Here is a 12,596-nt window from a genome sequence, read left to right as displayed (position 1 = left end):
GCGGTTTAGCTGGTCAGCGGGTTCGGCTTGTTGGCGTCAATGCCATATTTCTTCAGCGCTTCGCCGACATGCTTACGATCAAGCTCACCGCGGTCTGCCAGCGCACGTAGCGCCGCGACGGTGACGAAGTAGCGGTCTACTTCAAAGAAGTAGCGCAGCTTCTCGCGGGTGTCGGAACGGCCGAAGCCGTCTGTACCCAGCACGGTGTACTCGCTCGGCACCCAGGCACGTACCTGGTCAGCGTAGAGCTTCATGTAGTCGGTGGAGGCAATCACCGGACCGTCACGACCTTCCAGGCACTTCGTGACGTGGGGCTTGGTGGCCTCAACGTCCGGGTTTAAGAAGGCTTCACGCTCCAGCAGTAGTGCTTCGCGGCGCAGTTCGTTAAAGCTGGTGACGCTCCAGATATCCGCGCCAATGCCCCAGTCGTTGGCCAGCAGTTCTGCGGCGGCTTCGACTTCGCGCAGGATGGTGCCGGAGCCCATCAGCTGTACGCGGCCTTTATCGCCCTGCGTTTCGTTGAGCAGGTACATGCCTTTGACGATATCGTCGGTGGGCACGTTGTCGATGACCGGATGCTCGTAGTTTTCGTTCATCACCGTCAGGTAGTAGAAGCAGTTCTCTTTGTCGGTGAACATGCGCTTCAGACCATCCTGGAGGATGACCGCCACTTCGTGGGCATAGGTGGGGTCATAACTGCGGCAGTTGGGGATGGTGGAGGCTTGAATCAAGCTGTGGCCATCCTGGTGCTGCAGACCTTCGCCGTTGAGCGTGGTACGCCCGGCGGTGCCGCCGACCATAAAGCCGCGGGCTTGCAGGTCACCGGCGGCCCAGGCCAAATCACCAATCCGCTGGAAGCCGAACATCGAGTAGTAGATGTAGAACGGCAGCAGGGTGACGTTGTTGTTGCTGTAGGACGTCGCGGCGGCAATCCACGCGGACATCGCGCCGGCCTCTCACTAATCCCCTCTTCGAGGACCTGACCTTTCTGGTCCTCGCGGTAGTACATGATCTGGCCTTTATCGACCGGCTCGTACTTCTGCCCTTCGGAGGTGTAAATGCCCAACTGGCGGAACATGCCTTCCATGCCGAAGGTACGCGCTTCGTCTGGAATAATCGGCACCACGTGCTTGCCAAGCTTCTTATCCTTCACCAGGCCGTTGAGAACGCGCACAAACGCCATGGTGGTCGAGACTTCGCGCCCTTTGGAACCGCCCATTTGCGAGGCAAAGGTTTTGTCTTCCAGGCTGGGGATTTCCAGCGCCTCAAAGTCACTGCGGCGGCTGGGCAGGTAGCCGTTGAGGCGTTCGCGCTGCAGGTGCATGTACTTAAGCTCGGGGGAGTCTTCTTCCGGCTTGTAGTAGGGCACGTCTTTGAGCTGCTCGTCGCTGATTGGAATACCAAAGCGATCGCGGAATTTACGCAGCGCTTCGTACTCCATGCTCTTGACCTGGTGGGCTTCGTTGGCGGCTTCGCCATCGCCGCTGCCCATGCCATAGCCTTTGACGGTGTGCGCCAGAATGACCGTCGGCTTGCCGTTGGTCTGGTTGACCGCTTCATGGTAGGCCGCATAGACCTTGAACGGATCGTGACCACCGCGGTTGAGCTTCCAGATGTCTTCGTCAGACAGGTCGTTGACCATCGCTTCGGTTTCAGGGTACTTACCGAAGAAGTGCTCACGGGTGTAGGAACCGCCGTTAGCCTTGTAGTTCTGGTACTCACCGTCGACCGCTTCATCCATGCGTTTTTGCAGGATGCCTTTCTTGTCCTTCTCGAACAGCGGGTCCCAGTGACGTCCCCAGACGACCTTGATGACGTTCCAACCGGCACCACGGAACACGCCTTCGAACTCGTCCATCACGCGGGAGTTACCGCGCACCGGACCGTCCAAGCGCTGCAGGTTGCAGTTGATGACGAAGATCAGATTATCGAGGTTCTCACGTCCCGCCAGGGAAATCGCGCCCAAGGATTCCGGCTCATCACACTCGCCGTCGCCCATAAAGCACCAGATCTTGCGGTCGTACATATCTTTCAGCTCACGGTGATGCAGGTACTTCATCACGTGGGCTTGATAGATGGCCTGAATCGGGCCGAGACCCATAGACACCGTGGGGAACTGCCAGTAGTCCGGCATCAGCCACGGGTGCGGGTAGGAAGAGAGGCCATCGCCGTCGACTTCGCGACGGAATTTGTCCATCTGCTCTTCTGACAACCGGCCTTCCAGGTAAGAACGCGCGTAAATACCCGGGGCGACGTGGCCCTGGATGTAAATCAGGTCGCCTTCAAAATCGCCCTTGGGCGCGCGGAAGAAGTGGTTAAAGCCGACGTCGTAGAGCGTGGCCGACGACATAAAGCTGGCAATATGGCCGCCCAACCCGGGGTTGGCACGGTTATTACGAATGACCTGAGCAATGGCGTTGTAACGGATCAACGACCGAATGCGGCGCTCCATAAACAGGTCGCCGGGCATCGGTGCTTCACGATGCACAGGGATCGTATTCCGGTGCGGGGTTGTCACCGAGAAGGGCACCTTCATCCCGTCCCGGCGCAGGCGATCCGCCAGGCGGGTCATCAGGTAGCGGGCACGATCTTCGCCCTCACGATCCAGGACTGATTCCAGGGAATCCAACCATTCCGTGGTTTCGAGTGGATCGAGATCTTCTCTTGTCTCCAGACTCATAGAGGTCTCTCCGAATGACGATAAATGACAATTAGCCCCGCTACCCCTCAGGGCCTGGGGCGGCTGCGGTGTTATTTAGTCACCACTAGCCAATAAGATGTTGGTGCCAAAGCACCCTGCAGAAGTTTTCGTTCTACATTCAACAAGCTACGTTCTTTTTGATGTAGTAAAGCTACATAATTGTCATGAAAGTTAGCCTTTTGTATAGGCGAAGATACCGCAAAGTCATCACTCTGCCAATTCTAGAAAGCGCTAAAAGGCTATCGAAAACAAACTATTGCACCGCAACATAACGAACATTGTATACTTTAGATGAACCTACTAACCGCCAAAAAATGTAGCTAAACTACCGTTTTATTTACTTACGACTTAAGCACTTAATTAGTTTTTTTAACTTTCTTAGGTGACTTAAGTACCCTAGGACTACCTGCTTAATTCTTGGTAATAATAAGCCCAATCAAAAGCTGGGCCTGGGTCGGTTTTACGCAGAGGTGCCACATGCGCATGGCTTGTGATACGCGTTTTATCCAGCAGTGGATAGCGTGCGATCAACCACTGGGTCACGGCTACCAGCGCCTGATACTGTGCGCGGGTAAACGGCGTCTCATCATCACCCTCTAATTCGATTCCGACCGAAAAATCATTGAGAGCTGTGCGCAATACCTGCTGATACGGGTCTAACCATGATGAACGCCCGGCATGCCAGGCACGTTGATTCGTGTCAACAAATTGAACGCAGTGGCCATCGCGGCGAATCAGAAAGTGTGCCGACACCCTAAGGTGGGCAATCTCAGCAAAAAAAGGATGCTCTTTTGACTTTAACTGGTTAGTAAACAGCGCCTCAATGGCGTCACCGCTAAACTGACCTGGTGGCAAGCTAATTGCATGGATAAGTAACAGCGACACCTCTCCATGGGGACGCTGATCATGATTGGGCGATATCACTTGTCTTGCTGTTGACCACTGGCCGTCACAAATTTCACTTTTCATTACACGCACGCTCTCCTCTACGTTGGCGTTCTCTTTCACTATAATGCTTATCACATTTGTTGACGCCCAGAGAAAGCAACACCATGCATTATGAAACCGCTCTTGCCGAAGAAGTCCGTGCTAGCGCCGCCCGCCTGTTGGCTGAGGATGTTGGCCCTGGCGATATTACCGCACAGTTGATTCCCGAAAATCAGTGGGCAACTGCTAACATTATTACCCGCGAGCCAGCGGTGCTGTGTGGCGTTGCCTGGGTAGACGAAATTTTTCGTCGCTTGGACAACCGCGTGACACTGCGCTGGCAAGCTGCTGATGGCGATCGCCTGGAAGCAGACCAGTGTTTTTTAGCGTTAGAAGGGCCTGCGCGTAGCCTTTTGACCGGAGAGCGGGCCGCGCTAAACGTACTACAAACATTGTCCGCCACTGCAACCGCAACGCGTCACTACGTTGATTTAATCGAGGGCACCGGCGTTCGTTTACTCGACACCCGTAAAACACTGCCGGGCATGCGCCTAGCCCAAAAGTACGCGGTAACTTGCGGCGGTGGCCATAACCACCGTATTGGCTTATGGGATGCTTTTTTGATTAAAGAGAACCATATAGCTGCCTGCGGCGGCATTCAGGCTGCTGTATCTCAAGCGCGCAAGCTAGCAAGCGACCTTCCCGTCGAAGTAGAAGTTGAAACGTTTGAAGAACTCGATCAAGCATTGGCGGCAGGTGCAGACATTATCATGCTTGATAATTTCGCTTTGGAAGATCTATACGTTGCTGTCGAAATAAACGGCGGGCGATCAACCCTAGAAGCCTCTGGCAACGTCGATGCCACTACGTTAAAAGCGATTGCAAACACTGGCGTTAACTGCATCTCCAGCGGCGCGCTCACCAAAGATGTAGCATCGATTGATCTTTCAATGCGTATTACTAAAACTTACAACGTCTAATGGCGCTAGGTTTCGATGGCGCTGAGCTCTTTGACGAGGCGATAGCGCTTTAATCGTTCTCCACTGCGCTCTACCCACTGCTCGCCGAGGTTTTTAAAGCCTCGGCGAAGCAGGCGTTCGTAAAGCATGGTACTTGCCTCAATTTCGACACGAGAAACTCCCTCTTCCAGCAGCAGACGCTCAGCATGAATAAGCAGCGTCGTGCCAATGCCGCGACCTGCTAAAGAGGGCCATACATAAAGCGTCTCGATACGCCTAGCAGCAACATCTAGCTCTAAAAAACCGACACATCTCCCATCGCAGCTTGCAACTAGAGTCGTATAAAGCGCTTGACGAGCAGCCCAAGCACTGGCCTCTCGAGGTAGAGCATTGGCCCATGCATGTCGCTCTTCCACACCATAATGGGTAGCCGCTCCCTGCATAACGGCATGATAAAATACTTCGGCTTGGTCAGCGGCATCCCGAACAAGCCCAGCACGGTAGGTGATTCTTGGCGTACTGGGCGTAGGCGCTGCTGTGATCACGTCAGTATTAAGCATCTGTTACCTCTAAGCTGTTTATTGCTGGCCTACTTTAAGCACTGATTTACGTACATTTTCATGCACTGAACCACCACACACGTATGGCTTCTATCACTTCGCAATGTATGTCTAGATAGACTCTTTGCTTTATACTTTTATCTTAATTGGATACACAAGGTATATGATGCGCAATACACCTCTCAATGAGTCATTTGCCCTCACCCCCCTAGGCTACATCGAAAGTGACTATCCTGATAAGTTTGGCGTGCCCCGCCAGCCAGGGCTTGCGACAGCAGCAAAAGCCACGCTAGTCCTAACACCGCCGTTTAATTCACCGCTGTGTGTAAGAGGGTTGGAGGCATTTAGCCACTTATGGCTCAGTTTTATTTTTCATCGCAGCCCGCAGGAATGGTCCCCTTTAGTACGTCCGCCTCGGCTGGGTGGCAATAAGAAAACCGGGGTATTCGCTAGCCGTAGCACACACCGGCCTAATCGCTTGGGGCTGTCGCTTGTTGAGTTGGTGGATATTAATACACAGGGTGGGGTTTGCTTACTTTTAAAAGGCGCCGATCTAGTCACTGGAACTCCGGTAGTAGATATCAAACCATACTTACCATGGGCCGAAGCGCTCCCCGATGCACGTTCAGGCTTTGCGCCAGAACCGCCTTCCGTTTATCCCGTCGAGTTTTCAATAGCTGCAAACAGTACGCTCAAGCAGCACTCTGATGCTGATGGGCTTCGGCAACTGATCGTCCAAGTGGTAGGCCAAGATCCTCGACCTGCTTACCACAGCAATGGGCTGTCACGAGAGTACGGCATGCAGTTAAGAGACGTGAATATTCGTTTTCAAAGCCGGCAACTCACGGATAATACAGCCATTATGTTTATCATCGACATTCAGAATATAGACGTTTAACACCATCTCAATCGACGCAGGCAGGCAGTGTCAATGTAAAAGTACTTCCTTTTCCCAGCTCACTTTCACACTTTACTGTACCATGATGCTTCGTGACGACTGTTTTAACTAATGCCAGACCCAAACCATGCCCGCTAGCAACATTTCCTTCATCACTACGCTGATAATCATCAAAAATGCTATCAATATTCTGAGCTGAAATTCCAACGCCATTATCAGATATTATTAATACAACACTCTCACCTTCTCTGTAAAGACGTACACTAACAGAACCATAAGGATGCGTATATTTAACAGCATTCTCTATAACATTAAAGACCGCTCTTGCAAGATAGCTTTTATCTCCAATTACAGGCAAACCATCATCACCCTGCAAATCATTTAACAACTTAATTTTTTTCATTTTTGCAATAGGCTGCACTTGATCCAACACTTCGATAACGACATCTTCAAATAATAAAAACTGCTTATTCAGGTCGAATGACCTAGCTCGATTCAAACTAATAAAATCGTTAATCATATCAAGCCCTGTCGTGAGACACTGACCTAACCCTTCATAGAAATCAGCTTGTGACATTGCGGAGCTAGGGTCTTTTTGTGCATCTAAAAGCGCTAACGCTCTAGCTTGAGGTGCTTTCATATCATGCGATAAAAAGCTCAGCATACTAGAGCGCTGAGCCTCCGCATCAACCTCACTGGTCAAATCCACCATCCATATTAACCAACCGCCCGCCACACTATTCGCAGTAGTCGTTAACTCATCCATTTCCAGACGATAAGTACGGCCTTGTTGATCGGTACACAACCCGCTAACTTTAACATTAGTGAATTCATTAGTACCTTTTGGGCGGGGTGGCCAAAATGACGCAAAAGCATTTTCGTTTTCAAAGTTAAGTATTTTCGGAAGATCGCCAATGTGGCTAATAGCTCTCTGATTACTCTCCCAGCAAACTTGTTGAGCTTTTCTATTTGCTAGCAAAACTTCGCCTTGTTTATTAAGTACAAAAATGGCAAGAGGTAGAGAGTTTACCGCGTCAAGAATAAATCTACGCCCTTCAACAATACGCCCTAAAGCAAACTCTAGCGCCCTGGACTGCTGTTGCAGCTTACCACCTTCTCCAGGCGGTAAAGTAGGTTCTTGAAATGGCAAAATAGAAGGCTCTTGATAGAGCTTTTCAAGCCCCCGTTTAAACCACGCCAATAGCGCCGACTGGCTCTGCCAGACAATAAGAACGAAAGCAACGCCAAGGGTTATCAAACTAGCGGAGGGCGGCCACCACCACCTAAAACTCAGCGCTAGGATAGAGGAAAGAAGAACACATATACCCAAAGCAATAACGATGACCAATAAATAACGAAAATGAAACCACCACGCTAGTAACATGAGAAAAAGAATAGGAGCAACTGACAAAAAGGCCCCCACCCGGCTCTCAACATTTCTGATATAACTATTATCTCTCAACGCATCAAGCAGATGCGCATGTATTTCAACGCCTGGCATTAACCCCGTTGGCAATAAAGAAACACTATAGCGATCACCTAAGCCTGCAGCGGTCATACCAACTAATACGGTGCGGTCACGTAGTAGTGAAGCAGGGACATATCCCATCAGAACATCACTATAAGAAACAGTAGGATAAGTACCTTCCGGTCCCTTAAACGGTATTCTAACAGTATTATGCGGCCACCGACGGAAAGAAACGTCTTTACTATCCTGATGCGTCTTTTCAACTAATAGAGCCATTAGCTGTGGCCATGTTTCTCCCCGGCGCATTTCAACAAGATTAACCGAGCGTGCTGTACCATCATCGTCAATGCTCACATTAATATGCCCCACCCCTTTTGCTGCCGCTAATAATGGGGAGGAAGGCATTAAAATATCGCGCATCCCGTATTCGGAAATATGCTCAGACAGAAGGGCAATAGGTATATAGACATTTCCATTATGCCGCATTGCCTCAGCCAGTAACGTATCTTCTTCAGGAAAACGACTAGGCTCAATGAGGAGAACATCAAGCACAATAGTCTTAACATCAGCTTCGTCTAGCCGCTGAATGAGCTTTGCGTGTACATCTCTAGACCAAGGCCAACGCCCTAGTGCATGTAGGCTTGGCTCATCAATCGCAACAATCAAAATATCTGAAGAGGGTGGAGTGACGTGCCTCGACAGCCACGTATCATAAAAAAAATTATCGAACAGTAAAGGAGACAAACTATAAACACAAAAAGCAATGGGCAGTAATAAGCCGCCCATTGCACACCATGTCAGCATTAACCGACGGCGTAATGCTTTAGAAAGGCTGCCGCTAACTTGAGTCATTTAGCGTTCCCGTATCTATCACCTCTGAGATACCCGTCAGGTTGTCTGTACTGACCACTCGCCAGTAAATATCGTTTGCAGGTAAACGACTTACCCGTAACGGCCCATTGTGCTGTGATACATGATCTAATAGTACTCTGTTAAATTCGCTATCAGCGGCTAGTTGTAAACGATAACTTGTCTGCGCTTGATGAGACCACTCGAATAACCATTGGCTGCCCTCTTGATGCCCCTCACTACTTTCCCTAATAACGGCTACATGACGGTCATTATGATGCACAACAAAGAAAGCGCTACGGCCCTCAATACCTAATCTATCAACCGCAGATAAACGCAAATGATAAAACCCCGGCTGAAGCCCTGTGAAACGCAGCTGTCCATCCAGTGATCGCTGGTCACGAAGTATGTTTAAAAAGTGAGGATCTTTTGCTATTTGCGCTCGATAAGTGACATTTTGGCTTGGATATAAGACTTCAATCTGCACATCGTCAAGAAGCAGCGAGGTAATCCTTACCTCTTCGGGCGGTGGTAGAAGTTGAACAACCTGGACATCGCCACCGATGCCAATACGTGCGCCATCACCGTTATCTACTGCAGCTTGTTCAACACCAACTCGGCTTTGAGCGGTAACTTGACCATCGTAGACAGAGGTTAATAACGTATTATCTTCATAGCGCGCTTGAAAATGCGTACCGCGGACGCCTAAAAAACCGGTCTTTGTTTCTATGGTGTAAGCTCGGCCTGGCGAGCGCTGTGTTGGCACATAAGACTCAACCTCCCCTTCCTCTAACCGAAACGTGATACCTCGCTCACCTTCTCGTTGTAAGACAACTCGCGAGTTTGAAGGTAAAACAGCTCTGGCACCATCACGCATTTGCAAAGTGATAGATCCCGCTCCAGTTTGCACCACATCGCCGACATTAACCGTATCGCCATTTTGTAATGTAAATTGATTATCCCCTTCAATCAGCCATGCTTCACCTGCACGATAAAGCACTGTTAATGGAAAAGGATCAGAGGTTCCAAGATCAACCAGCGTATTTGGCAGTAGCTGTGTGGGCTGTGCGATAGCATTTAGCTGCTGTAAGTGAGGCCACTTATCCGGCGTGCCATAGTAACGTTCAGAAATATCCCACAACGTGTCACCAGGAACTACACGGTAATAATCGTTAGATACCTCAGCCGCATTGGCGGCTGTTCCCACAAGCACTGCAATACTTGCCAGCACCACATAATGTGTCAAAGAAACTTCGACCCGCTTGAAGCAATGTACCAATATGCTAATTAGTTGCCCATGCAGACTGTAGTTGCTCTTCATAACCCCACCATCCCTTTTTTACATCGGCATACCCACTTCGTATAGTTATTCTTTAACAGAAGTTCTATTGCCGAACGCCCATCGTTACTCAATGAGCGTATTAGATACCCAGCCTAATGTAGGTAAGCCATTATCCTGAAAATAAACTTGGCTCCACCCATCCATACTCCCCAGCACATAGACGGATGTACCTCTTGTCAACGATGCAATACGATCAAAGTTAGTGCTTGCTCCGCTACGAATATTGACGCTAGACCCCACTATTTTTTTCTCTTCTAAGTTAGGCAAGCTAGCTTCGATGTTCTCTCTCGCGACATCATTTCCACCTTGAGCTGCCATAACGAACCAGAAAACTGCCCAGGCATGATTTCGCTCTACCCCTTGCCCTCTGGCATGCATCGCACCGAGATTATTTTGTGCAAAAGGGTCGTTCTGTTTGGCAGCCTGCTCATACCACTCGAAGGCACGGGTGAAGCTTTGTTCTACGCCACGTCCTGTTTCATAAAGGCTACCAATATTATTTTGTGCTGCCACATGCCCCTGTTCAGCGGCTAGTTCAAACCAGCGCGCGGCAATACTAGAGTCAGCGTCAACGCCTTCACCTTCTAAGTACAATAGGCCTAGCTGAAACTGTGCTGCTGCACTTCCTGATGTCGCTGCTCTTTCAAACCATTGAGCGGCTGAGCTAGGCTCACCTTCAAGACGTCCAAGCAAGTAAAGTTCGGCCAGCCTGACCTGTGCATCTGCTAGGCCATTATCCGCCGCAAGCCGATACCATTTATAAGCTTCATCTATACTAGCGCCTACTCCCTGGCCGCGCTCAAACATCATACCTAATGCAAACTGGGAGTCTGCGTTACCTCGCTCTGCCGCCGTCCGCCACTCGTGGATAGCCGAGGCATAATGGCCACGCTGGTACTCTTGCAGTCCCGCCTCATAATTGGCACTGGCCAGCGCGCTCGCCCCTAAGAAAACAAAACCAACCAAGGGTAACCATTTCATATTAGGCTCTTCCTTCACAAAAGCCCGGTAGGCTTTCGCCTACCGGGCATTCAACGGTGCAGTGTATTACGCCAGCGAAATAAGTTATTTCACTGGTGTCACCGTTTTGGTTACTTCTGCCAGTATGCGAGCATAAGTATTACGTGCTGTTTGGGTGATCGCTAGTTGATCTTGTAAACGCTGTAGTTCTTGATCAGTAACGCGCAGATTTTGTAACTGCTCGCGTCCCTGCTGCCCCAGACTTTCAAGGGTATATACTTGGCCATCAATAGTGATCGTTGGCGCTGATACTTGATCACCGACGGCAACAGCCGACTCACTTTCTGAATGACTCATTTCTTGTTCAGTAGCGTTTACTGCTTTTTCGATAGCATCTGCTGCTTTTTCAGTAGTGCTTGCTTTACTAGCGCTTCTGCTTTTTGCTGAAACGGTGGGACGCTGTTTGCTCATTAAAGTTTACCTCTATAGCTAAGGAGTTTCTCAAAACAACGTTAATAATTATTAATCGCTGCGTTACACGTTTTATTCAGCTGACTCTGTAGCCTCGTCACTGTCGAGTTCGACAGAGCCACTTGCTTCAATAGAGTCATCAACTTCGATAGTGTCACCGTTTTCAGGAGGTGTACCAATACGCTCGTGGGTCAATACACACAGCACACCTGTGAGAGTATGCTGAATATCAAAATTCGTATCACAGTAGAGTGCCATCGTGTTAAGTAGGCGGCTTTCAAGTATTAATGGGTTTTGCAGGTCAGTTTCATTAATTGCTAGCCTTGCCATAAATAAACTTCCAGCAGGACACTCTAACGCTTGCTCGTCACTGGCGGCCACACACACTGAGCTTTGGTCCACGGTGGGGAGAGAAGGTACCTCTTGAGGCTCGGCCATCACGCTCATACTAAACACAGCAAGGCTTACGGCCGTCACAACTGAGGCGGCGAAAGTAGCAATGTAACCAACATACTTCATTATCAAGTGTCCTATTTTTAAGTTTCTTAAGGGGGGCATTAATCCCCCCTGTTTTCACATGCATGTTTTACTTAGCAGTAAAACCATTTAGCCACACAACTATTGAGCAGTTTCTGTCACCGTAATTTCTACACGCCTATTCGGCCTTAAACACTCAGTAACACTTGGTATTGCAGTTCTACCGGGGCACTCTACAACAGGGTCTGCCATACCACGTCCTGCTGTCATAACACTTGAGCGACTGATCCCTTGGTTAACCATACGCTCCCCGACTGTCTCAGCACGAGAATTAGATAGTGCTAAGTTATAAGCCTCACTACCAAAGCGGTCGGTATAACCGATAATCAGTATATTAGGGCTTACAAAATCCTCATTAATCGTTTGGGTGACCATATCTACAACACGACGGCCTTCTAAGGTTAATTTATCACTATCAAAATCAAATAATACATCACCCGATAGTGTTAACTTTTCTTGTCGTGGCTCGGTGGCAACTTCTTCTACTTCAATCGGCACTAACAGAGCGGGACACTGAGCATCTCGCCAACGCGTGCTTTCTAACGCCATATCGTCGTCATAATGCACTTGGTATTGGCATGTAATGTAATCCTGACCATTACCCGTATAGAGGTTAAAGACGTAGTTCCATTCGCGAACCCCAAAGAACCCTTCTGCATAATGGGGGTTACCGATTAACTGGCGCACCTGATCCTTTGTTTGACTTTCCCTGATACGTAGGATGCTTTCAGGGTCAACGAACTTACCCCCGTCATACCAGTTACCTGCCAGTGCAGGAAAGCCATCGCCTGCCTCGCGTAGCTCAGTACGGTCGTTGTTGGGTGGACTGGCACAGCCCGCCAACATGAGAACGCCGGCCATACTGGCGGCCCCAAGGGCCGCCTTTTTCATCATCTTATTACGAAGATTTCTCACGTCGTTCTC

At 49.6% G+C, this 12,596-nt stretch carries 10 protein-coding genes and 1 pseudogene; 2 read left to right on the top strand and 9 right to left on the bottom strand.

Annotation, left to right across the window (positions count from 1 at the left end; all coding sequences use genetic code 11):
* Positions 1–5 precede the first annotated feature (5 nt).
* Together aceE and ampD are read right to left on the bottom strand one after the other, a co-directional pair.
* Positions 6–2,680, bottom strand: a pseudogene (aceE, locus tag M0220_RS10985) (pyruvate dehydrogenase (acetyl-transferring), homodimeric type).
* A 423-nt stretch (positions 2,681–3,103) separates the two neighbouring features.
* The gene (gene ampD / locus M0220_RS10980; RefSeq protein ID WP_264017646.1) at positions 3,104–3,670 is read right to left on the bottom strand and encodes a 1,6-anhydro-N-acetylmuramyl-L-alanine amidase AmpD; all 567 of its coding nucleotides are present in this window, start codon (positions 3,668–3,670) and stop codon (positions 3,104–3,106) included.
* Between the two features lie 83 nt (positions 3,671–3,753).
* Between ampD and nadC the strand changes: the two genes are divergently transcribed.
* Entirely contained in the window at positions 3,754–4,608 is an 855-nt protein-coding gene (gene nadC / locus M0220_RS10975) for a carboxylating nicotinate-nucleotide diphosphorylase (RefSeq protein ID WP_030074060.1), read from the top strand.
* 5 nt (positions 4,609–4,613) lie between these two features.
* Here nadC and M0220_RS10970 read toward each other — a convergent pair whose 3' ends face one another.
* The gene (locus M0220_RS10970; protein WP_030074062.1) at positions 4,614–5,147 is read right to left on the bottom strand and encodes a GNAT family N-acetyltransferase; all 534 of its coding nucleotides are present in this window, start codon (positions 5,145–5,147) and stop codon (positions 4,614–4,616) included.
* 166 nt (positions 5,148–5,313) lie between these two features.
* On the opposite strand from M0220_RS10970, the gene tsaA reads away from it, so the two are divergent.
* Positions 5,314–6,045 (top strand): tRNA (N6-threonylcarbamoyladenosine(37)-N6)-methyltransferase TrmO, encoded by a 732-nt coding sequence (gene tsaA, locus M0220_RS10965; RefSeq protein WP_030074064.1) that lies wholly within the window; start codon positions 5,314–5,316, stop codon positions 6,043–6,045.
* A 7-nt stretch (positions 6,046–6,052) separates the two neighbouring features.
* On the opposite strand, the gene M0220_RS10960 is transcribed toward tsaA, so the two are convergent.
* The 6 genes from M0220_RS10960 to M0220_RS10935 all read right to left on the bottom strand — a co-directional run bounded on the left by M0220_RS10960 (position 6,053) and on the right by M0220_RS10935 (position 12,587).
* The gene (locus tag M0220_RS10960) at positions 6,053–8,365 is read right to left on the bottom strand and encodes a CHASE2 and HATPase_c domain-containing protein (protein WP_264017645.1); all 2,313 of its coding nucleotides are present in this window, start codon (positions 8,363–8,365) and stop codon (positions 6,053–6,055) included.
* Positions 8,352–9,683, bottom strand: coding sequence for a FecR family protein (locus tag M0220_RS10955; protein WP_264017644.1), 1,332 nt, complete (start codon positions 9,681–9,683; stop codon positions 8,352–8,354). Before M0220_RS10955 ends, M0220_RS10960 begins: the two co-directional genes overlap by 14 nt.
* Positions 9,684–9,767: 84 nt before the next feature.
* On the bottom strand, positions 9,768–10,685 hold the full coding sequence (locus tag M0220_RS10950; protein WP_030074069.1) for an SH3 domain-containing protein: 918 nt from the start codon (positions 10,683–10,685) through the stop codon (positions 9,768–9,770).
* 84 nt (positions 10,686–10,769) lie between these two features.
* On the bottom strand, positions 10,770–11,135 hold the full coding sequence (locus M0220_RS10945; RefSeq protein WP_264017643.1) for a DUF6447 family protein: 366 nt from the start codon (positions 11,133–11,135) through the stop codon (positions 10,770–10,772).
* A gap of 72 nt (positions 11,136–11,207) precedes the next feature.
* Complete coding sequence (locus tag M0220_RS10940; protein ID WP_030074072.1) at positions 11,208–11,654, bottom strand: hypothetical protein; 447 nt, start codon at positions 11,652–11,654, stop codon at positions 11,208–11,210.
* A gap of 99 nt (positions 11,655–11,753) precedes the next feature.
* A complete protein-coding gene (locus M0220_RS10935) occupies positions 11,754–12,587 on the bottom strand; it encodes an OmpA family protein (RefSeq protein ID WP_156963074.1) in 834 nt (277 codons plus the stop codon).
* Positions 12,588–12,596 lie beyond the last annotated feature (9 nt).

The sequence above is a fragment of the Halomonas qinghailakensis genome (genome assembly GCF_025820815.1).
In the GTDB taxonomy this organism is placed as follows: domain Bacteria; phylum Pseudomonadota; class Gammaproteobacteria; order Pseudomonadales; family Halomonadaceae; genus Vreelandella; species Vreelandella qaidamensis.
This window is presented reverse-complemented; position numbering and strand designations above follow the sequence as displayed.

What these genes read in the sequence shown, in the direction of transcription:
- ampD (WP_264017646.1), bottom strand. Translation starts at nt 3,670, where the DNA reads ATGAAAAGTGAAATTTGTGACGGCCAGTGGTCAACAGCAAGACAAGTG.
- nadC (WP_030074060.1), top strand. Translation starts at nt 3,754, where the DNA reads ATGCATTATGAAACCGCTCTTGCCGAAGAAGTCCGTGCTAGCGCCGCC.
- M0220_RS10970 (WP_030074062.1), bottom strand. Translation starts at nt 5,147, where the DNA reads ATGCTTAATACTGACGTGATCACAGCAGCGCCTACGCCCAGTACGCCA.
- tsaA (WP_030074064.1), top strand. Translation starts at nt 5,314, where the DNA reads ATGCGCAATACACCTCTCAATGAGTCATTTGCCCTCACCCCCCTAGGC.
- M0220_RS10960 (WP_264017645.1), bottom strand. Translation starts at nt 8,365, where the DNA reads ATGACTCAAGTTAGCGGCAGCCTTTCTAAAGCATTACGCCGTCGGTTA.
- M0220_RS10955 (WP_264017644.1), bottom strand. Translation starts at nt 9,683, where the DNA reads ATGAAGAGCAACTACAGTCTGCATGGGCAACTAATTAGCATATTGGTA.
- M0220_RS10950 (WP_030074069.1), bottom strand. Translation starts at nt 10,685, where the DNA reads ATGAAATGGTTACCCTTGGTTGGTTTTGTTTTCTTAGGGGCGAGCGCG.
- M0220_RS10945 (WP_264017643.1), bottom strand. Translation starts at nt 11,135, where the DNA reads ATGAGCAAACAGCGTCCCACCGTTTCAGCAAAAAGCAGAAGCGCTAGT.
- M0220_RS10940 (WP_030074072.1), bottom strand. Translation starts at nt 11,654, where the DNA reads ATGAAGTATGTTGGTTACATTGCTACTTTCGCCGCCTCAGTTGTGACG.